Consider the following 19,874-nt stretch of genomic DNA (forward strand, 5'->3'; position numbering starts at 1 on the left):
CGCTTCAGGCCACCACGTCGAGGCGCGCGCGGCGACGAACATCGAGCCGCGTCAAGCCGGCCTCGAAGAACATTCGGCGGGCCTCGGCCATCTCGGCTGCGGTTGGGCGACGGTTGATCTCTGGGTACTCACCCGTGCGGTACTCGGGGCGATACTGACCCATGACGTTCACGTAGGTGTCGGGTGAGAGCTCTCGGGCCAAGAACTCGAAGATCTTCCGGGACTCATCCAGGAGGCCGGGCATCACCAGATGGCGTACGAGCAGACCGCGGGCGGCGAGGCCTTGCTCATCGAGCTCGAGCGGGCCTACTTGCCGGTGCATCTCGATGATCGCGCGCTGGGCGACCTCGGGATAGTCCTTTGCCTTGAGGTAGCGGGTCGCGCTGGCCCGCGTCCAGAGCTTGAGGTCGGGCATGTAGACGTCGACGATCCCGTCCATCCAGCGCAGCGACTCGAGCGCGTCGTAGGCGCTGGTGTTGTAGACGAGGGGCAAGTGGAGCCCGCGCTCGATGGCGATGGGCAGCGCTTCGAGCAGCTCGGGCACCACGTGCTCGGGCGTGACGAAGTTGATGTTGTGACAACCCTGACGCTGCAAATCGAGCATGGCTGAGGCCAGCCGCTCCTTCGGCATCTCTTCGCCCCGACCCGCCTGGGAGGTGTCGTGGTTCTGACAGAACACACAGCGCAGGTTGCAGAAGCTGAAGAAGATCGTGCCCGAGCCGCGCCTGCCGCGCAGGCAATCTTCCTCCCCGTGGTGGGCGAACCAGGTGCTCACTCGGGCATGACGTCCCGTCGAGCACACCCGGCTCTCGTCGTTCAGCCGGTCGATGCGGCAGTTCCGCGGGCAGATCTCGCAGCTCGCGAGGGCCGCGACCGCACGCTCGGCGCGCGCGCGGATTTCCCCGGGGCCGAGGCGAAGATAGGCGGGCGTCGGGCCGGGCACGGCGCTTCCGAGCGTGATGGCTTCGCATCGGCCGCGCAAGTGGCTATGCTCCGCGCAATGATGTTCGTTCGGTTCCTGGCGCTCTCGTCCGTTGCCTGTTGTTTCGCTGGCTGTGCGACCCAAGGTGTCTTGTTCGACGGCCACGCCGAGCCGCGCATCGCTCGCGCGGCCGACATCCAGGAGCTGGAGGCGGTCCCGGAGGGTTACGAGCGGGTGGGTCGGCTGGCCGCGCGCTGTACGCTGGTCGAGGGCAAACGGGCAGAGAGAGGCTCACTCCTGGTCGACGTGGACTGCACGGAGAGTCGCCTGATGGCTGCGGTGCGCGAGCGTGCCGCGGAGGTCGGGGGAGAGGCGCTGATTGCTCGGCACTGTCGCTCGCGCATCTCAGGGCAGGACGAGAACTCGACCACCACCGACATCTCGTGCGACGCGGACGTGGCGCGCCCGACGGGGCGATCGATGGCGGGCCGGCCGCTGGTCTCCGGGATCATGGCCGAAGACGACGCTCCGCGCGCCGAGGAGGCTTGGCGCATCCGGGTTCACTTCACGGCGACGCCGGGCGTTCCGTATCGTGCGCCACGCCGCGCCGACCACGTGCGCGAAGTCCCCGACATGCCGGGTGCGAACCTCAAGATCGGCGAGATCGTCACCCACTGCAAGGAAGGCTGCTCGCGGGACGGTATGCGCCTCGGACTCATCGCGGCGGCGGGCCGCATGGGCGCGTCGGACGTCGTCGATTTGCACTGCGCGGCCAAGGGACACGGCCTCTTGTGCACCGCGACCGCGACGGCGCGGGAGGCCGACACCGAGCTCGAACCGCGGGCGCGATGAGTGCACGCAGCGACTCGTTCCGTGGCCCAGTGGTCGCGGAGCACCAACCCGTGTGAGGGACTCAACATGAAACGCTCACTCTTTGCCATCACGCTCGGTGCGCTGACTGTCTCGCTGGGCTCGCCGGCGAGCGCCGCCGATTTCTACGTCGACCCGGCGACTGGGAGCGCTGCCAACGACGGTAGCGCCGCCAAACCCTGGAAGACGCTCGAAGAGGTGATCACCGCCAAGCTCTTCGGCACGACGGTGAAAGCGGGCGACACCGTGCATTTGAAGTCCGGCTACCACGGCGAGATGGCCGTGAGCGGTGGCAGCTATGCGCCGCCCATCACGGTCGTCTCCGACGTTGGCCTCGGTGCCAAGCTCCGCCACGTGCGTTTCACGAGCACCAGCGGTTGGGTGCTCCGAGGGGTGTCGGTCAGCCCCTCGTACGGCACGGCCGGAGGGGCGATCACCATGATCGAGGTCCAGACCAACGCCTCCAAGATCACGGTGGAGGACTCGGAGGCCTTCAGCGTCGCGGACTCGAAGGCTTGGGGGGTGTCGGAGTGGCTCCAGAGCGCGAGCAACGGCATTTCCGTCCGGGGCAGTGACTCGACGGCGCGCAACAACAAGGTCAAGAACGTGCGCTTCGGCATCACCGCAGATGCGTCGAAGGTCGTGATCGAGGGCAACACGGTCGAGAATTTTTCGGCGGACGGTCTGCGCGGCCTGGGGGACGACGAGACCTTTCAGTACAACCTGATCAAGAACTCGTACCTCGACGACTCGGTGGACACGAACCACGACGACGGTTTTCAGAGCTGGTCCGTCGGGCCCGGTGGCGTGGGCACCGGCGAGGTCAAGAACATGGTGCTGCGCGGCAACGTGATCATCAACGCCGAGAACCCCGCCCAACCCCTGAAGGGAACGCTGCAGGGCATTGGTTGTTTCGACGGCACGTTCGTCGGCTGGGTGGTCGAGAACAACGTCGTCATCACCAACCACTGGCATGGCATTTCGCTCTACGGCGCGCGCGACTCGCGGATCGTCAACAACACCGTGATCGACAACGAGGCTGGTAAACCGGGGCCGCCGTGGATCCTGGTCACCAAACACAAAGATGGCACACCGAGCCAGAACGTCGTCGTGCGCAACAACCTGACGACGGATCTCGACGTCAGTGGCACGAACGTGGTCGAGGACCACAACGTCGTCCTGGGCGCGAACCTCGCCAACTATTTCGTCAACCCTGCGAGCTGGGATCTGCACTTGTTGAAGACCTCCCCCGCGGTGGATCAGGGCTCGACGGATCAAGCGCCGGCGCTCGACGCGGACAAGATCCCCCGGCCGCAGGGAGCCGGGATCGATCTGGGCGCCTACGAGTGGCACGACTCGACCGTCGTGCCCGTCGGCGGCACGGGCGGCGGCGGCACCGGCGGCGGAAGCTCCGTCGGCGGCGCGGCCGGCGGCGGCAGCGGTGGGACTGCGAGCGGCGGCGCGAGTGGCTCTGCGGGCAACCCCAGCGGTGGCAGCGGCGCCACGGCGAGCGGCGGCGGCGGCAAGGCCGGCGCCGGCAACAGCGGCGGGACGGGCGGCGCCGGCAAGAGCAGCGACGGCGGTGATGACGGCGGCTGCGGCTGTCGGCTCGCGGGTCAGGACGGCGAGAGCCAGCTGCCTCTGTGGCTGCTCGGCGCGCTGCTCGGCGCAAGCGCGCTGCTCCGCGGACGCGGGCGTGGGCGGCGTTCGCGCTCCACGAGCTGAGCGTCCGAACGCTCAGCTCGTCCAGACGTACTCGATCGGCACGTCGATGCCATCGAGCAGGCTGAGGCGCACCGGGCAAGTGTTTGCGCGGTGCTCGAGGCGCTGCCGAGCGTCGGCTTCGACCTTGGCGGCGAGCTCGGCGGGGAACACGACCTTCACGCCGAGGCGCGCCACGCGGCGGGGTGGCGCGGCGGTCATGTGTTTCTTCACATGCACGGTGGTGCCGCCGAGACTGAGCGCCAGCTCCTGGGCCAGGATCCCCATCACCGTGATCATGCAGGTCCCGAGCGCCGTCGCCAGGAGATCGGTCGGGGAGAACGCCGCCCCTCTGCCGTGGTTGTCGACGGGTGCGTCGGTCTCGAGCCTCGCCTGCGACGGTCCGTGGGTGGCGTTGCAGTGCAGGTCCCCCTCGTAGGTGATGAAGATGTCGACCACGTTTGTCTCCTCCGCCGAGCCTGGTATGAGCCCCGGCCCATGGACATTCTGCTCGTTCGCCACGGAGAGAGCGAGGCCAACGCCGAAGGCCGCCTGCAGGGGTCCCTCGATTATCCGTTGTCCGAGCGCGGGCGCGCCCAGGCCAGGCAGCTCGCGCGGTGGCTCGGGCACAACGGCGTTGCCTGGGACGCGGCCTACACGTCGCCGCTCCTGCGAGCCCGCCAGACGGCGGAGATCCTGACCACCGCCCGGGGTGAGGTCGACGCCAGCATCGAGCCGGATCTGGCGGAGCTTCGCGCGGGCTCCCTCGAGGGGCTCACACGCGACGAAATCGAGGCCCGCCACTCCGAATACGTGAAGCGCGGGGTCACCGATCTCGGGGACTTCTCCGAGTTCGGCGGCGAGAGCTACGACGAGGTACAGGTGCGGGTCGAGCGTCTGCTCGGAGTGCTGATCGCGCGTCATCGCGCGGCGGACGCGCGAGTGCTCCTGGTCGCTCACGGCGGCGTGAACTTTCAGCTGCTCAAGCGGCTGATCTGCCTGCCGGTGCCCCGGGTGTGCATCGTGCGCATGGGCAACTGCGGAGTGACGCAAGTGAAGCTGAGGGAGCGCCGTGGCACCTTCATGGGTGAGCTCTCGTGGCACCTGCCCATCGAGATGATGGGCGAGGTCACCTCCGCCGACACCGGCGCGTTGTTCCGCTGAGCAATCAGCCCGCCCCGATTGGTAGTCGGGCCGGCCAGCAACAAAGGGGCACGGCTGAGGTGCCCCCGCCTCGCCCGGCCCTCGGCCGCTGTCGCGGCCTCGTGACGGTCGTTCCCCCCCAAGCGTCGGTCCTCGGCCGCTCTCGCGGCCTGCGGGTCGCCGCGGGGGGGGAGGCGTCGGCGAGAGCTGGAAGGTCAGCGCCGAGGACCGAGCGGTCGGCGAAGGCAGCGGCCGCCGTGCTCACGCCCTGAGACGGTCCGGGCACACCCCCACAAAGGGTGTGCCGGCAGGTGCTCGTGGTCTCGGCAGCGGCAGCGTCGTGGGCACGAACGCGAGCTGGAGAGACTCCAGCGGCGGCCGGCTCGCTGTCGAGAGCCGCTACTCGACCACCCCTGGATCGAACCGAGCCCCCGGGCGACGGTCGCCGTGATGTGCTGCGGCGCATCGCCTACAGCCTGCTGGCCCTCGGGCGTGGCGGACGCTGCGCAGCGCGCGGCGGCTTGCCCCGAGAGAGAGCCGCGCTTACCCTGAAACCTTCTTGGGCTCTCACGCGTACCTGTCGAGCATGCGTTTGTCTTTGGGTCAGCGCGGGCTCGGGCTCGCCTTTTCCGCGCTCCTTTGCCTGAGCTGCGGCAAGGACGACTCGAGCGGGGCCGCCTCGGGCGGCGGAGGCAGCGGCGGTAGCGGGGGCACCTCGGGCAGCGGTGGCTCCGGCGGGACCGCCGGGGCGGCGGGCAGCGCGGGGGCCGCGCCGTGCACGAACGACGGCGGGCCCAACGCGGTGTGTGTGCTCTCGGTCAAGGGCCGCGCCGTCGACGCGCTGGGTTCACCCGTCCCGGGGCTGTCCACGAGTGTGTGCGGCTCCGTGTGCTGGTACGGCGAGTCGGACGCGACGGGTGCGTTCACGGTCACGGTGGGTGAACGCATCCCCGTCGACCAGTACTCGAGCTTGCCCCACGGCCGACCCGATCGGACGAACTTCTACTTCGCGCTGCCATCCGCCGCGTCGGAGATCATCGACGTCGGGGATCTCACGCTGCTCGATCTGCCGAAGACCGGCCCGGGTCTGGTCGTTCGCTCCGACAAACAGGGCGCACCGGCGCAGAGCGTGAAGTCCGGGGAGCTGACCCTTTCCGTCAGCGCCGGCACCCAGGTGAAGCTCGACGTCGAAGACGTCGCCCTCGACGCCGCGGGGAAACAGTTCCGGGCGCTGTCCGTGCCTGCCGCTCAGCGCGCTCTGTTCGCGCCGGCGAGCCTGAACCTGGTCGCGCTCTTTGCGCTGACCCCCTTCGAGTCGGCCATCGTCGATGAAACGACCGCGCTCCCCGCGCTGGCTCAGCTGAGCGCGGACAACACCCCCAACTTGCCGGCGGGCACGCCGGTCGAGTGGCTCGCCCTCGGCAGTTATCTGTTCGACGACTGGGTGAAACCCGCGGCCTTCGCGGTGGTGGCAACGGGCAGCGTGAGCGCGGACGGTGCTCGCATCGAGATGGACGCGGGGCAGGGTGTCCGCTACCTTACGTGGGTCGGAGTCCGAGCGAAGCCATGAAGGAGAGACTCGTACGTCGCATCGCCCACGGGCTCGCGCTCGTCGCGTCGTTCTCTCTGGCCGTGGCCTGTGGTTCGGATGACAGCTCTGGCGGCGGCGGCGGCGGGAGTGTTGCCTCCGGCGGTGGCGGCGTCAGCAGTGGCGGCGTCAGCAGTGGCGGCGTCGGCAGCGGCGGCGTCAACAGCGGTGGCGGGAGCGCCGGCATTGCGTCGGGTGGCGTGGCCGGGCAGGGGCTCGACGCCGGCACCGACGCACCGATCAACTACGGCCCGTATCCCGCGGGCCCCTACGGGAACAACGTGGGCGACACCATCGCAAACCTGGCGTGGGAAGGTTACCTCAACGTCGCGGCTCAGGTGTCCTCGGACACGCTCCCTTACGTCGACTACTCCACCGACGAGATGCGGAAGAGTGGCAAGCCCTTCGGCTTGATCCACATTTCCGCGTTCACCTGACCCGGCTGTAAGAAGGCCGCCCAGGTCTTGGGCGGGGCACAGCAGAAGGGCAAGGCGGCCATCGAGGCGGGTGGGGTGGTCGTCGATGTCCTCCACTCGGGCGACGTGCTCGCGTGGATCAAGGCTGAAGATCTGCACATCAGCGTCGTGAAACCGAAGGACGGTGAGACCCTGAGCCAGCTCGTCTCTCGTGAGTGGACCTACGTCGTCGACCTGAAGACGATGAAGATCGTGTGGAAGGGCTTCGGCAGCTACGACGGCAGCAAACCGTCGAGCGTGGACGCGGGTCTGGTCGAGCTGATGAGCTTGCTCGGCAAGTAGCCCCCCGCGAAGTCGGTGGGACCTGCGCCTGGCTTGTGCCGCACCAAGATCGAGGGCATCGATCAGGGGGTGAAGGGTCGAGGCAGCTCGCGAGCCTACGCAGGCAGGACGGGTCTTCGCGGCGCAGTCGTCGGGGCCTTGATTTGTTTGTGCGGGGTCGCCTGTGGTGAGCCGCCACCGCCCGCGCCGTCGGCGGTGATCCGCGCTTGCCCCGCGAGCGTGTGTGTGGGCGACGACTTCACGACCAGTATCCACCTCGACGCCAAAAAGAGCGCGCCGAGCCTGACGCTGGTGGAGGCCCCTCCGGAGCCGAACGGACCCACTCTCCGATTTCGCTGGTCGTTCACCGGAGCGAAGTGGTTCTTCGACAACGAGAGCCAGGCCGACGCCGACGACATCCTGGTCAGCACAGCGGCGGATCGGCCGCTGCACGTGGAGCTCCGCGTGGAGAGCTCCGCGGGCGGGGTCTCGGAGGCCATCAAGAGCATCAGCGTGACCCCGCTCGATGTCGACGGGCTGTGTCCACTGCCCGAGCCCATCGACGACACCAGCGATGACTGCATCGCGATCGGACCGGCGGAGCTGTGATGAGGCGCGGCCCGAGTGCGCTACTGCTTGCGCTGACGCTGCTCGCGGCCGCCCCGGCGCAGGCCACCAGCGGCACCGCGTTCGGCGAGAGCTCCCGGGTCGCGAGCCTCGCGGTCTCGGTCGTCGCGCGGCCCGGAGACGTGGGCTCGATGCTCGAGAACCCTGCGGGCCTGGCCGACATCTCGGAGCCGGTGGTGATGTTGAGCGGTCAGGCCGGTCACCTCACGCTCGGCTTTCAGCGCGACGGTGAGGAAAACGTCGAGCGCGCTCGCTGGCTCGGCGGTGTGGGGTTCGCGGCGGCGACGCCGTTGCCCGGGCCGGACTGGCTCAGGGCCCTGCGGGTCGGGCTCGCCCTGTACGTGCCCGCGGACCACGTGCTCCGAGTCTCCGTCGCCGAACGCGGCGACCAGCCCAAATCGCCCATCTACGACGGGCGTCCGGATCGCATCAGCGCGCTCGGTGCTCTCGCCTACGAAATCCTGCCGCAGCTGCGCGTCGGCGTAGCGCTCGTGATGGCGCCGACCCTCGCGACTCCGACCGAGGTGTCGTACGACGCCGAGCGCGCCGACGGCGTCGATCGCGACGTGATGGTGCGCCTCGATCGCGATCTGGAGATGGATGTCACACCGGCGTTCGGCCTGCGCGCGTCCCCCTTGCCGTTCCTGGGCATGGGCCTCGCGTACCGCGCGCCTTCGGTGAGCCACGCCGGTGGCAGTCAGCGCACGGTCGCCGGCGGCATCGTGGCGGACGATCCCATCGACTATCAGCAGTTCTGGGATCCGCGGGAGCTCACGTTCGGGCTCTCCGGCGGTCCGCTGTTGGGTGCCAGCGCTTCCCTGGACGTGAGCTACGCCTACTGGGGTGAGCTCCGGAGCGGCTTCAATCGCGAGCTGGAGCGCCCGTTCACGAACACGCTGAACCTGCGAGCCGGGCTCGAGTACAAACCCGAGAGCTGGCTCGCGCTACGCGGCGGGTATGGCTTCGAACCCTCGCCGATCCCGGCTCAGGTGGGGAACGACAACTTCCTCGGCGCGGACACGCATGTGGTTGCGCTGGGCGCGGGCGCAGATCTGCGCGAGCTCTGGCGGGCGCCGCTCCGGGTCGACGTGCACGCACGCACCCGGCTGGCGGGCCAACAGCACGCGAAGAAGGATGAAGCGCAGCTGCGTGACGCCAGCGCGTCGCTGCCGGGTCGCCAGATCGACAACCTCGGGTACCCGGGCTTCACCTCCAGCTCGAGCTACTGGCAGCTCGGCCTCTCTCTCACCGTGTTCGTGGGCAAGGAGTCGAGACCGTGAGGCGCGGGTCTGGATTCTTGTCGGGCATCGCGCTGCTCCTCGTGGCCGCGTCGTCCGCCGCGGGTGAAGAAGACACGTTCGGCCTCGGCCCCCGTGCCATGGCGCTCGGCGGCTCCTACGCCGCGCGCCCGGGGGACTACGCCGCCGCGTATTACAACCCCGCGGGGCTCGCGCCGGGCGGCGAGCGCGCCGATCATGGGGGCTTCTTCGAGCTCTCGCTCGGGTATCTGTACGCGGCGCCCAAGCTCCACGTGACGGCCAGCGACGGCCGTGAGCTCGAGACACCGGGTGTGCCCACGAGCACTGGCGTGTTCCTCGGCACACGCTTCAGCGTGGGTCAGCCCTTCGACCTCGACGGCCTGAACATGGGCCTGAGTGTGTACGTGCCCGAGCGACTGTTCCGCTGGACCATCCGTCCGGACGACGACGTAGAGTGGGCGCTCTTGACCGATCGAACGCAGGTCGTCAGCGCCAACGCCTCCATCGGTTACGCCGTCACACCGTGGCTGTCCCTGGGCGCTGGCCTGCGCGTGATGTTCGACGTGCAGACGCTGACCCGCGGGCGCGTGACCAGCGTGGAGTACGACGAGGCGTCGGGCAAGGTGCGGACGCACACGGTGCTGGGCACCGACTCGCAGGTGTTCGGCCGCGTGGCGCCGCTCTTCGGTGTGCTCGTGACCCCGACAGACACGCTGCGCGTGGGGCTCACGTATCGACACCGTAGTTACGTGGACGACTGGGGTGACACCCGGATCCGCGACGTGCCAATCCTGAGCAACATGGGCTACACCCACCGGTTCGCGCACTACTTCGAGCCCAGCCAGCTGACCTTGGCGCTCGGCGCCGACCTGTCGGACTCTGTCGACGTGTCGGTCGACGTGACGTACGCGGCCTGGTCCCAGGCGCTCTCGACCAACCACAATGCGTTCAACTCCCCGGTCTGGGGTGATACCGTCACTCCCGCGGCGGGGGCGCGTTGGCGAGCCAACCAAGCGCTCTCATTGCTAGGCGGCTACCGCTTTCAGAAATCCCCGCTGGGGAACTTCGGCGGGCCCTCCAACCTGCTCGACAACGATCGCCACGTGGTGTCGGTGGGGCTCGAGAGTGAGCTGTCGAACTGGTTGCACCCCTCGCTCGGTGCAACCGCGACCCTCGCGCTCGAAGAAATCTTGCTCGTCTCCCGCAGCGAGACCAAGGACTATCGGCGCTTCCAGAGTGACTCACAGCTGCAGAAAAATCCTGGCTATCCGGGCTACGACTACGGCGGGAGTGTGATGGCCGTCTCGTTCGGATTGGAGGCGAAGTGGTGAAGCGCGTGCTGCGTGTGGCCGCGCTTGCGAGCGTCGGGCTCGGGCTCGACGCGGCCTGTGGCCCGAGTGACGACGTGCCGCTCGTGCGCGGCGATCACTGCCCGGTCGGCGGCTGCAAAGACGCGAGCGCTACCGGTGATGGCGGACCGCTGGTGATCCCACCGGAGCCCCTCGAACCCTGGCAAGAGGACGGAGCGGGTCCGCTCACCGGGATCTTCGCCGTCGAGACCACCATCAACGCGCGGGTTGGCATCCCGGTGGCCACGCGGCAGATCTTCCGCCTGCGCCTGTTCCAGAAGGGCAAGACGGTGCAGCAAAAGACCACCCTCTGCGCCTTCAAGCTGCCGAAGGTCGAGGGGCTCGCCACGCTCGTGATCCCGCCCGAGCTGCAGGCCCTCATGGCGAGCAAACACGTCGAGTCCACGGGAGACTTCTTGTCGAGCGAGAGCCTGATCGGTGCCGCCTACGCGCCGCCGCCCTCGCTCCTGGTCGTGGGCGCGAAGCTGAAGGATCCGGTCAAGGACAAACTGCCGAACAAGGACAACCTCGCCAGCGCCATCGATGAAGACGCAGACGGCAACCCCGGCGTGACGCTGCTGGCCAGCGTCGTGACCTGTGGCGAGGGCAACTTCGAGAAGCTCTTCGTGGCGCTCCGCACCGGAGTGAAGCTCACGGGCAAGGTGCTCACCCCCGACCGCATCGAGGGCAAGGCCGAGGTCGATCTCGATCAGACCGTGCTCGGCTTTTCCAACGATTGTCTGACCACGGCGGCGCAGATCAACATTCTGGTCGAGCCCGGCAGTCCGTTTCGGGCGCAGCGAGTAGGGACCGCGGAAGATCTCGACGACAACGGCAACGTGTCGTGCCCCGAGCTCGCCGCGAACGCGGGCAAACTCTTCGGGAGTTACTGGAGCGAGTGATGGTGTCGCTCACGTTTTCGGCCGGCACGCTGGAGATCCGAGAGCCACCGCCGGGGTTCGTGCTGCCGCCGAGTGTGCGCTGGGACCCGCGCTCGGCCTGCCATCGGGCGCCGGCCAGCGCCTACGCCGAGCTGGTCCTCGGGTTCACGCGGGCCGCGGTGCCCTTCGAGGATCGGGCGCGTCGCTACGAGCCACTCGGGACGGGCCTGCGTGTTCGCCGGGAGCCGCGCCCGTTTCAAATCGCGGCGCTCTCGGCCTGGCGCAAGGCGGATGGGCGCGGCGTCGTCGTGCTCCCGACCGGCGCCGGCAAGAGCCACGTCGCGGTGCTCGCCATCGCCGACAAACAGCGCAGCGCGCTGGTGGTCGCCCCGACGCTGGATCTAGTGCGCCAGTGGTACGACCTCTTGCGCACGAGCTTCGGCATGGAGGTCGGCATCGTGGGCGGCGGTGAGCACAGCGTGCATCCGCTGACCGTGACCACCTACGACAGCGCGTACCTGCAGATGGAGCACCTGGGCTCGCGTTTTGGGCTCGTGATCTTCGACGAGTGCCACCACCTGCCGGGTGCGAGCTATCAGCTGGCCGCGGAGCAGTGCATCGCGCCCTACCGGCTCGGACTGACGGCGACCCCGGAGCGCAGCGACGGGCGCGAGGCCGTGCTCACGGAGCTGATCGGCCCGATCGTGCACCGGGTCGAGATCGGCGAGATCGCCGGAAACTTCCTGGCAGAGTACGAGGCGGTTCGGCTGACCGTGGAGCTGTCGGCCGCGGAGCGCCTCGAGTACGAAGAGGAGCGGGGCATCTACCTGAGTTTCCTGCGCCAGAACGGCATCCGTATGGGCTCGGGTCGGGGCTGGGGCGACTTCATCGCGCGGGCAGCACAGCGCACCGACGGCCGGCGGGCGATGCAGGCCTATCGGCGCCAGCGCGAGATCGCCTTTGCCTCGGCGGGCAAGCTCGACCTGGTGGAGCACCTCTTGCACCACCACCGGGCCGATCGGCTGATCGTGTTCACCGACGACAACCGCACCGCGTACGCCATCTCGCGGCGCTGTCTGGTGCCGGTCATCACCCACCAGACCAAGATCCGCGAACGCAGCGAGATCCTCGAGCGCTTCGGGACGGGTGTGTACGGCGCGGTCGCCACCAGCAAGGTGCTGAACGAGGGTGTGGATGTGCCCGACGCCAACATTGCGGTGGTGATCAGCGGTTCGGGCTCGGTGCGCGAGCACGTGCAACGCCTCGGGCGGATCTTGCGCCAGCGCGCCGGCAAATCGGCGATCTTGTACGAGCTGATCAGCGGCGGGACGAGCGAGGCGAACACCAGTGAGCGGCGTCGGGACCACGAGGCGTACCGCTGATGCTCGGTCCGGACCACGTGCGGGTGCGCCGTCAGGGAAACGAGCTGATTTTGCCCGCGTTCGACAAAAAACGCCGCGCTCGCATGCTGGAGCTCGCCACGGAGATCGTGGCCATTGCCCGAGAGCTGGAGGGGGCCCGGCGCGGGGAGATCGAACAGAGCCTGTCGGAGATCGAGTGCCGGCCGAGCGAGCGCCGTTTGCTCGAAGGGCTCACCAAGCTGCTCCTGGACGAATGCGAGATGTCGGCCCCCGTTGGGGTGGACGCGGCCGAGCTCCGGCGCGAGGTGTTCGAGCGCGCTGCCGAGGCGCGACGCGGGCTCGCGCCGGGCGAGCTCCTGGATCGCGCAGCGTTGATGACGGCGGTGGCGATGGTCAGGGGTTCGACCGCCGAGCAGCTCGAGGAGGCGCTGTACGCGGATCTGAAGAGCGAAGAGCGCGTGTTGCGGGTGGCCGCCCTGCCGCCCGAGCGCCTGGCGGAGCAGTATGAACGCGCCGCGCGCCAGGCCATCCTGCTGCGCGCCGTCCGGGTCACCGCCGACGTCGTCTGTCGCTCGCCGGACACGTATCGCACGCTGTTCGCCAAGCTCAAGTTCCGCCGCTTGCTCTACCAGATCGAGCGCACTCCGCGCGGCTATCGCATCGTCATCGACGGGCCACACAGCCTGTTCGACTCGGTGACGAAGTACGGTCTCGCGCTCGCTCTCACACTGCCGGCGCTCGAGGAGGTAGACGAGCTGTCGCTCACCGCCGAGCTACGCTGGGGAAAGCGCCGCGAAGCCCTGACCTACCGCCATCAGGCAAAGGGCACTGCCGCCGACGACCTGGCCCCGGTCCTGCACGACGAGGTGCAGGCGTTGCTCGACGCGTTCGCCGAGATGAAGACCGCGTGGCAGGCCGCACCGGCGAGCCGCATCTTCGACGTAGCCGGCCTCGGTGTGTGTGTGCCGGACGTCACGTTTCGGCACAGCGAGACGGGACGCGCGGTCCACCTGGAGGTGATGGGGTACTGGAGCCGCGACGCCGTGTTTCGGCGCATCGAGCTGAGTGAGTCGGGTCTACCGGAGCCGATGGTGTTTGCGGTCTCGAGCCGGCTGCGGGTGAGCGAGGAGCTGCTCGACGAGGGAAGCTCGGACGCGCTCTACGTGTACAAGGGTGTCATCAGCGCCCGGGCCGTGGAGCGGCGGCTCGACGCCCTGGCAGCGCGGTCTTTGCGCTGAAGCGTGCTTCGTGTAGAACTCCAGGCGTGGTTGGTACGCGAGCTAAACACCTCTTGGTCGAGTACGACGGGTGCGACAAGCTCATCCTCGACGACCTCGAGCGCATGAAGGCCGTGATGCGGGAGGCCGCGCTGGCCGCGGGCGCAACGGTCGTCGCGGAGGCTTTTCACCGCTACCGGCCCCAGGGAGTCACGGGTGTGCTGGTGATTGAAGAGTCCCACTTCTCCGTCCATACCTGGCCGGAGGTGGGTTATGCCGCGCTCGACTTCTACACTTGTGGTGACTGCCAACCGGAGCGGGCGGACGAGGTGCTTCGGCGCGCGCTCCGCGCCACTCACGCGGAGGTCGCGCTGGTCGAGCGGGGGCTGCGTCTGGCTACTGGATCGATGCAGCTGGTCGAGCAACGCAGCGAACGCATCGCGAGGATCCCCGAGGGATGAACCGCGGGGGGTGGGGGTCTGGCGTGACACGAACTAGCGTGCTCGCCGGCGTCACCGCGGCGTTGCTGTTCCCATCGGCGGTGTCGGCCCAGAGCATCGGCAGCAAGGTCGGACAGCACGTCGACGACCACCTGTCGAACGGTGGCAAGAAGAAGCCGCGACCCAAGAACAAGCCGAAACACCGGAGCTCGGGCCACGCGCACGGGCCTGGCCCGGCGCTGGGACCCGCGCCTCCGCCCGGGCCACCGCCACCGAAGCGCAAGAAGTCGGAGCTGCCGCACCGGGTGTTCGGTGGGGACTTCCAGCTAGATCCCAGCATTGGTCTGGCTTACCGCGGCTGGCGCCCGCAGAGCTACCCGGGCATGGACGTGTCCACCGAGAACACTGCCACCTGGTCGGTTGGCGCGCGCGCCAAGCTGTTCTTCGTCTCGGTCAACCAGGCGTACTACGAGTCGAACGGCATCGCGTCGCCGCGGCGCGACGGCGCGAGTGTGGCGGAGAAGGCAGCCAAGGCGACGCCAGCGGCGGCGTGGCTGGTCGGAGCGCTCGGCTTCCCGTTCAACTGGGTGCTCGAGCCCATCATTCGTTACGAGGCGCGGGCGTTTCAGAGCACGCTCACCCCGGGCAAACCGGTGCGTCTGATCCCGTATTCCGCCAGCAAAAATGACGATCTGACGACCTTCCCGGCAACCACGAAGGAGCTCACGCTGACCAGCGCCTTCGAGACCTTCGTCGTGGGGCTGCGCTACCACCACGACAATGACCCGTCGGGCATCATCGCTCGCCGCGAGAGCTCGTTCCCGATGCTTTACTTTGGTGTCGGCCTCACGCAGTACAGCAAACCGTACATGGTGCGCGTCGGAGACGCGGTGATCTCGGATCTGATCTTCGATGCCCGCTTGCGCGGCGCCGGGTTGGCCCTCGGGCTCGAGACGGGTCAGGAGCCCGAGCGGTTCTTCCTGGATGTGTCGAGCCAGGTGGGCATCGGTGAGGTGCGGCTGACGCAAGATTTTACGGTCAACGAGACGCTGCCCAAGGGCTGGCTCATTGGTTACGCCCAGGGTGAGGTCACCGGTGGATACCTGCACCCGCTCACGCGCACGCGGCCCACCGTGCTGGTCGGTGCGTCGCTCTCGGCGGGCGGAGCGACGTTCTTCTATTTCAAGCCGTTCACGACCTCGGAAGAAGATACCAGCACGCCCGCGCTGAACTGGGATTTCCTGTGGGGCGTGCGAGCGTTCGTCGTGATTCCGCTGTGACGCCGAGCGCAGCCGGCGCTCAGCGTGTGGCGGTGAACACGTTGAAGTCCGAGCCCGCGTCCGACGCGTCGGCGTCGGTCGAGAAGTAGAGAGTGCAGAAGCCGGGGGCGAGGGACGGTGTGCGCAGCGAGAAGCTGGTCTTCGAGTAGGTAGCCTCGAGTGCGGCACGGACCGCCGAGATTTCCTTGGCCGTGCCGATCTGCTGACCCGTGGCCGGATCCATGTAGGTGTAGAACAGCGCGCGCGCGCCGCCGCTCACAGTCGCCGCGCAGTTGGGTTGATCGTGGCGCGGTGAGCTGAAGAAGAGCACCGTGCCGTCGGGGGTCACCCACGGCTCGATGTCCTCGTCACTGACGGGGCAGGCATTTTCGAAGCTGAGCGACACCTTGGCTACGTTGCCGGCCAGAACCGGCCGCGTGTAGAGCCCCGGTTGGCTGTTGCGATCGCTGATCCAGTACAGGCGAGCGTTGGCCCCGAGGTAGGCGTACGCCACGTTGTAGTCACGGGTGCCCGAGGGGGTCTGATTCAGGGCCGCGACCGGCGCCGGCGAGCCGGCGCCCTTGAAGAGCTGGCTCGAGTACATCTGCGCCTTCCCGTCGCGTTTGCTGTCGAAAAGCATGAACGGTTCGGTGGTGGTGGCGCCGTTCGAGGGATCGACCGCGCCGCTCGGAAGGATGATGGCCCCTGAGTCGTCGGCGCTCGGGTAGTTCACGAGGTTGCCCAGGTTGTTGGTCAGCGCGCTCCAGGTCGTTCCCGTCAACGTCGCGGTGAAGTTGTCGGTCGTGCTCGAGGGTGACTGACGCAGCACGATGCGATCGGTCCCCGACAGCGTGGTGATGCGCGGGAACAGGTCGTCTTTGCCAGCGCTGAGCGCGGCGATCTTCGCGACCGGATCGCCCACGCTGATGAACGACAGATCCGAGCAGGGGGTGCAGGCCTGCTTGCACGGATTGAAGTACTGCCCCACTGCGCAACCCGCATCGGGCGCGGGGCCCGCGTCGGCGGGCGGAACGCAGTTGCCGGCGTCGGGCCCGGCGTCGAGAGCCGCGTCCGCGGGGGAATCGACCGAGACGTCGCTCGGCGCGTCCACCGAGGCGTCACCGCCTGCGCCGCCGCTGCCCGCGACCCCGCCGGTTGCGCCGGTCCCGCCCGTGCCACCGGTTGCGCCGGTCCCGCCGGTGCCGCCGCTCGCTCCGATGCCACCAACCCCCCCGACACCGCCGAAGCCGCCGCCGCCAAACCCGGTGCCCCCGCTGCCGCCCGCGCCGCCGCCGCCCGTCTTTGGTTTTTCGTCGGCAGAGTCACCGCCGGCGCAGCTGAACGCGGAGCCCAGAGCCAAGAGACCGAGCACCACTCCCGAGATGGCTTGCAAGCGCATGGCGGACAGTCTCGCCCGAAGCGGGGCCGCGCCGCAATTGCCCGAGCGAGGGAAGGTGAGGCGGCGCGGGGTCGTAGAGGGGGCGACCAATCACGGTGGAGGCTAGGGTGGGCTCAGGGTACTTGCGGCTGATTTCAGGGTTATTGGCGGTAGGATCGCTGTTTGGAGCGGCGGACGCTACGGCCGATGCGCCCAAGCCGGTCGTGGCGCCGGCCGCGGCGGCGGGTGGATGGAGCTCACGCCACGCCGGCATTTCGGACGACGTGCAGGCGGGCAAACCCTTGGTCGTCGAGGTCTTTGTCCCCCTCTGCTCGGACGCCAAGGGCGGACCGTGCGGCAAGCACCCCGGCGCCGGTGATCCCAAGAACCTCGAAGACAACTTGTACTGGGGAGCGGTGTTCGGCGCCCGTCGGTATCTCGGACGGGCGGATGCGGGGTGGACCCGCGTCGAGGCCGGCGCGGGTGAAGGTTTCGAGCTCGAACGCGCCACCTTCAAACGCAGTGTGCGTGGTTCGCGCTGGGGCACGAGCGGCGGCGTCGAGGTCTTCGTCGTGCTGCACGCCATCGATGGCGAATCGGGCGAGGATGCGCTGCGTCGATTCCTGGACGTCGCAGGCGGTGGGGGCCGGGTGAAGTTCAACGACGGTTCCGGCATGCGTGAGGAGAGGGTTCACGCCGTGGGGTTCATGGGGCGGAACCCGCTGCTCCGCGCGGGTCGTGTGCCGGACAAACTCGAGTTGCCTCCGGCTGCAACCGGCGCCGGTGTGCCGATGTTCACGACGATGGCGCACGCACGAGAGACCCTGGGCGGTTGGATGCACGCCGCCAAATCCCGCGAAATCCTGCTGCCGCGCGGCCCGGTTGCCTCCGAAGGTTACGTGCTCGACGCGGTGCTCCAGGGGATCGCCGCCAACGACGCGCCGTGGTCAATCCGCAAGGCGGTGGTCAAGTCGTACACCCGCTGGCACAAGATCCCCGCGAACCTCGCGGAGATGTACTTCTCGCCGGCCACCCCGAAGACCTGGAATTTCGGCGGCGATGTCGCCGGGAGCTGAGGCCCGCGGAGCCGTGGAGAGCTCGACGCGCGGTGCGGGCTTCCGTACGAGTCCGCGTTGTCGCTAGCGTGGAGAAGCTCTGACCGCTATCGTTCGGTGGTGGGCGCCAGGCGATCGAGCGGCGGACGGGCGGTTGCGTTGTTCGCGGCGCTCTCGGCGGTGTTCATCGCTGACGCATGCGCTCAATCCGAAGGTGTCGGCGCTGGCACTGACATCGGCGGAGCCGGCGGTGTCGGTGGTGGAGACGCGAGCGTCGGCGGCGGCGCGGGCGGCGCCGCGGCAGGCTCCGGTGGTGCGCTCGCGGGGGCAGGCGGCGCTGTGGGCGGCGCTGCGGGCAGCAGCGGCGCCGGGGGGACGCCGAGCGGCGGCGGCACCGGTGCAAGCGGCGGCAGCGGAGGCGTGGGCGCAAGCGGAGGCGTGGGCGCATCCGGCGGCACAGGCGCAAGTGGCGGCACAGGCGCAAGTGGCGGCACAGGCGCAAGTGGCGGCACAGGTGCAAGTGGCGGCACAGGTGCAAGTGGCGGCACAGGTGCAAGTGGCGGGACGGGCGCAAGCGGCGGCACCGGCGCGAGTGGCGGCACCGGCGGCACCGGCGGCACGGGCGCAAGCGGTGGCACCGGCGCGACAGGCGGCACGGGCGGCACGGGTGGCAGTGGCGGCTGTCCGGTGGTGTCGTACGCGTTCACGGGTTGTCCGCCGGGCTGGACCGCGGCGGGGAACAACCAAGACTGGCAATGCGGAGTACCTTCGGCTGGACCCCCGAACGGCGACCACACCGGCGGCGGTCAGTGTTGGGGCACCAAGCTGAATGGCAACTCGAACAACTGCGAGGACTCCACTCTGACGTCGCCCGTGATGAACCTCGCGGCGTACAACGGTCAGGCGCTGCGCCTGCGGTTCTGGCACTACTTCGATTTCCGCTCGTGTGTTGCCGGTGGTCTGTGTGGGCTCGTGTGTGCGCTCGACACCTCGACCTACTCAGGCGGCCTGGTCGAGGTCTCGACCAACGGTACGACCTGGACCAAGGTCACGCCGACGAGCGGATATCCCGGCTCGAAGATCGATTGTTACTACCTGGACCCGGAGGCCGGGGCGACTTGTTCACCCTGCGCGCTCGACGGTCAGAAGGGCTTCGGCGGCAAGTCGGCGGGCTGGGAACAAGTCGAGATCGACGTCTCGAGCTACGCCGTGGCCACGCTGCAGGTTCGATTTCACTTCGCGAGTTATGCGTCCGAGTTCCTGTGTCACCCAGCGACTCCGGGCTGGTACATCGACGACGTCTCGGTCGTGAAGCTCACTTGTCCCTGATTGCGTCAGCAACTCCGGCGCCCCGCGTCACGAGCGCGAGCTGGCGCGCTTTGCGGTGCGTCGTTCGGTGCTGCGCCGCTCGGTCCCGCCGGGCGGTGCCGCTGGAGCCGGAGCGCGCCGCCGCTCGGTGTGGCGCCGCTCGGTGCTGCGTCGCTCGGCGCCCGCGCGTCGATCCCCCGGCGGTGCGCACTCGGCGCGCAGCTCGGTCAGGGTGAGCGCGCGCCGGCCCGCGATGGCGGCGTGATTGGCGCACAGCACGACGAACCCGTCGCGGAGTTTGTGGCGTCGCAGCACCCGGAGGTCGGCGATACCGCACACTGCGCAGGGTTTGGCGACGGCGTGACCGCGCTGCGCGCGGCGGTAACACGCGGGGCAACGGCCCCGGCGCGGGCGATCGGTGGGTCTTCCGCACGAAACGCAGGCTTGCATCGGAGCCCGATCTATCGCGGAAGAAAGTCCGGATCACAAGCGAGGAAGTGCACCCGGCCGGTCTCTCGGGCAATTGCGCCGGCGTGCGGAGAGGAGGGGGCCACCTGCGCTGGCGAAAGCCCCCGCTCACGCCGACAGCCAATCACGAACCCCCGCTTGCGCTGGGAGAGGCGCTCGCTCGGCCCCCGCCCGCGAAAAACATCCGTTCCGAAAGCTGCGGTGCCCAGAGTCGGAATCGAACCAACGACACGCGGATTTTCAATCCGCTGCTCTACCAACTGAGCTATCTGGGCGCGGGGGCGAGCTATTAGCGCACCCGGGGGCGGGAG

At 68.7% G+C, this 19,874-nt stretch carries 20 protein-coding genes and 1 tRNA gene; 16 read left to right on the forward strand and 5 right to left on the reverse strand.

Annotated elements, in window-relative coordinates; all coding sequences use genetic code 11:
• Positions 1 to 4: 4 nt before the first annotated feature.
• Positions 5 to 943 carry a radical SAM protein gene (locus tag IPI67_17245; GenBank protein MBK7581939.1) on the reverse strand — a complete coding sequence of 313 codons (939 nt, stop codon included), beginning with the start codon at positions 941 to 943 and terminating at the stop codon, positions 5 to 7.
• A gap of 57 nt (positions 944 to 1,000) precedes the next feature.
• On the opposite strand from IPI67_17245, the gene IPI67_17250 reads away from it, so the two are divergent.
• Both IPI67_17250 and IPI67_17255 read left to right on the forward strand, forming a co-directional pair.
• Complete coding sequence (locus IPI67_17250) at positions 1,001 to 1,774, forward strand: hypothetical protein (GenBank protein ID MBK7581940.1); 774 nt, start codon at positions 1,001 to 1,003, stop codon at positions 1,772 to 1,774.
• 66 nt (positions 1,775 to 1,840) lie between these two features.
• Positions 1,841 to 3,517 carry a right-handed parallel beta-helix repeat-containing protein gene (locus tag IPI67_17255; protein MBK7581941.1) on the forward strand — a complete coding sequence of 559 codons (1,677 nt, stop codon included), beginning with the start codon at positions 1,841 to 1,843 and terminating at the stop codon, positions 3,515 to 3,517.
• Positions 3,518 to 3,529: 12 nt separating this feature from the next.
• On the opposite strand, the gene IPI67_17260 is transcribed toward IPI67_17255, so the two are convergent.
• Complete coding sequence (locus tag IPI67_17260) at positions 3,530 to 3,952, reverse strand: OsmC family protein (protein MBK7581942.1); 423 nt, start codon at positions 3,950 to 3,952, stop codon at positions 3,530 to 3,532.
• A 39-nt stretch (positions 3,953 to 3,991) separates the two neighbouring features.
• Here IPI67_17260 and IPI67_17265 point away from each other — a divergent pair, with 39 nt between their 5' ends.
• From IPI67_17265 to IPI67_17320, 12 genes are all read left to right on the forward strand, one after another.
• Positions 3,992 to 4,657, forward strand: a complete 666-nt coding sequence (locus tag IPI67_17265) for a histidine phosphatase family protein (protein ID MBK7581943.1) — start codon at positions 3,992 to 3,994, stop codon at positions 4,655 to 4,657.
• A 565-nt stretch (positions 4,658 to 5,222) separates the two neighbouring features.
• The gene (locus IPI67_17270) at positions 5,223 to 6,206 is read left to right on the forward strand and encodes a hypothetical protein (protein ID MBK7581944.1); all 984 of its coding nucleotides are present in this window, start codon (positions 5,223 to 5,225) and stop codon (positions 6,204 to 6,206) included.
• A complete protein-coding gene (locus tag IPI67_17275; protein MBK7581945.1) occupies positions 6,203 to 6,661 on the forward strand; it encodes a hypothetical protein in 459 nt (152 codons plus the stop codon). The genes IPI67_17270 and IPI67_17275 overlap by 4 nt, the downstream gene beginning before the upstream one ends.
• Positions 6,662 to 6,688: 27 nt before the next feature.
• Positions 6,689 to 6,982, forward strand: coding sequence for a hypothetical protein (locus IPI67_17280; GenBank protein MBK7581946.1), 294 nt, complete (start codon positions 6,689 to 6,691; stop codon positions 6,980 to 6,982).
• A 33-nt stretch (positions 6,983 to 7,015) separates the two neighbouring features.
• Positions 7,016 to 7,570, forward strand: coding sequence for a hypothetical protein (locus IPI67_17285; GenBank protein ID MBK7581947.1), 555 nt, complete (start codon positions 7,016 to 7,018; stop codon positions 7,568 to 7,570).
• A complete protein-coding gene (locus tag IPI67_17290) occupies positions 7,570 to 8,868 on the forward strand; it encodes a hypothetical protein (GenBank protein MBK7581948.1) in 1,299 nt (432 codons plus the stop codon). Before IPI67_17285 ends, IPI67_17290 begins: the two co-directional genes overlap by 1 nt.
• Positions 8,865 to 10,178, forward strand: a complete 1,314-nt coding sequence (locus IPI67_17295) for an outer membrane protein transport protein (protein ID MBK7581949.1) — start codon at positions 8,865 to 8,867, stop codon at positions 10,176 to 10,178. Before IPI67_17290 ends, IPI67_17295 begins: the two co-directional genes overlap by 4 nt.
• The gene (locus IPI67_17300) at positions 10,175 to 11,098 is read left to right on the forward strand and encodes a hypothetical protein (GenBank protein ID MBK7581950.1); all 924 of its coding nucleotides are present in this window, start codon (positions 10,175 to 10,177) and stop codon (positions 11,096 to 11,098) included. The genes IPI67_17295 and IPI67_17300 overlap by 4 nt, the downstream gene beginning before the upstream one ends.
• Positions 11,098 to 12,459 carry a DEAD/DEAH box helicase family protein gene (locus IPI67_17305; protein ID MBK7581951.1) on the forward strand — a complete coding sequence of 454 codons (1,362 nt, stop codon included), beginning with the start codon at positions 11,098 to 11,100 and terminating at the stop codon, positions 12,457 to 12,459. Before IPI67_17300 ends, IPI67_17305 begins: the two co-directional genes overlap by 1 nt.
• Positions 12,459 to 13,676: a DUF790 family protein gene (locus IPI67_17310; GenBank protein ID MBK7581952.1), complete on the forward strand. Its 1,218-nt coding sequence runs from the start codon at positions 12,459 to 12,461 to the stop codon at positions 13,674 to 13,676. The genes IPI67_17305 and IPI67_17310 overlap by 1 nt, the downstream gene beginning before the upstream one ends.
• A gap of 26 nt (positions 13,677 to 13,702) precedes the next feature.
• Positions 13,703 to 14,116, forward strand: a complete 414-nt coding sequence (speD, locus tag IPI67_17315) for an adenosylmethionine decarboxylase (GenBank protein ID MBK7581953.1) — start codon at positions 13,703 to 13,705, stop codon at positions 14,114 to 14,116.
• 23 nt (positions 14,117 to 14,139) lie between these two features.
• Entirely contained in the window at positions 14,140 to 15,375 is a 1,236-nt protein-coding gene (locus IPI67_17320; protein MBK7581954.1) for a hypothetical protein, read from the forward strand.
• Between the two features lie 19 nt (positions 15,376 to 15,394).
• Here IPI67_17320 and IPI67_17325 read toward each other — a convergent pair whose 3' ends face one another.
• A complete protein-coding gene (locus IPI67_17325) occupies positions 15,395 to 16,753 on the reverse strand; it encodes a hypothetical protein (GenBank protein ID MBK7581955.1) in 1,359 nt (452 codons plus the stop codon).
• A 143-nt stretch (positions 16,754 to 16,896) separates the two neighbouring features.
• On the opposite strand from IPI67_17325, the gene IPI67_17330 reads away from it, so the two are divergent.
• Positions 16,897 to 17,808, forward strand: coding sequence for a hypothetical protein (locus tag IPI67_17330; protein MBK7581956.1), 912 nt, complete (start codon positions 16,897 to 16,899; stop codon positions 17,806 to 17,808).
• 99 nt (positions 17,809 to 17,907) lie between these two features.
• Entirely contained in the window at positions 17,908 to 19,116 is a 1,209-nt protein-coding gene (locus IPI67_17335; protein ID MBK7581957.1) for a hypothetical protein, read from the forward strand.
• Positions 19,117 to 19,143: 27 nt separating this feature from the next.
• Here IPI67_17335 and IPI67_17340 read toward each other — a convergent pair whose 3' ends face one another.
• Both IPI67_17340 and IPI67_17345 read right to left on the reverse strand, forming a co-directional pair.
• Positions 19,144 to 19,545, reverse strand: coding sequence for a hypothetical protein (locus tag IPI67_17340; GenBank protein MBK7581958.1), 402 nt, complete (start codon positions 19,543 to 19,545; stop codon positions 19,144 to 19,146).
• A gap of 220 nt (positions 19,546 to 19,765) precedes the next feature.
• Positions 19,766 to 19,838: transfer RNA gene (locus IPI67_17345), tRNA-Phe, on the reverse strand.
• Between the last annotated feature and the right edge of the window lie 36 nt (positions 19,839 to 19,874).

It is taken from the genome of Myxococcales bacterium (assembly GCA_016706225.1).
Classification (GTDB): domain Bacteria; phylum Myxococcota_A; class Polyangia; order Polyangiales; family Polyangiaceae; genus JADJKB01.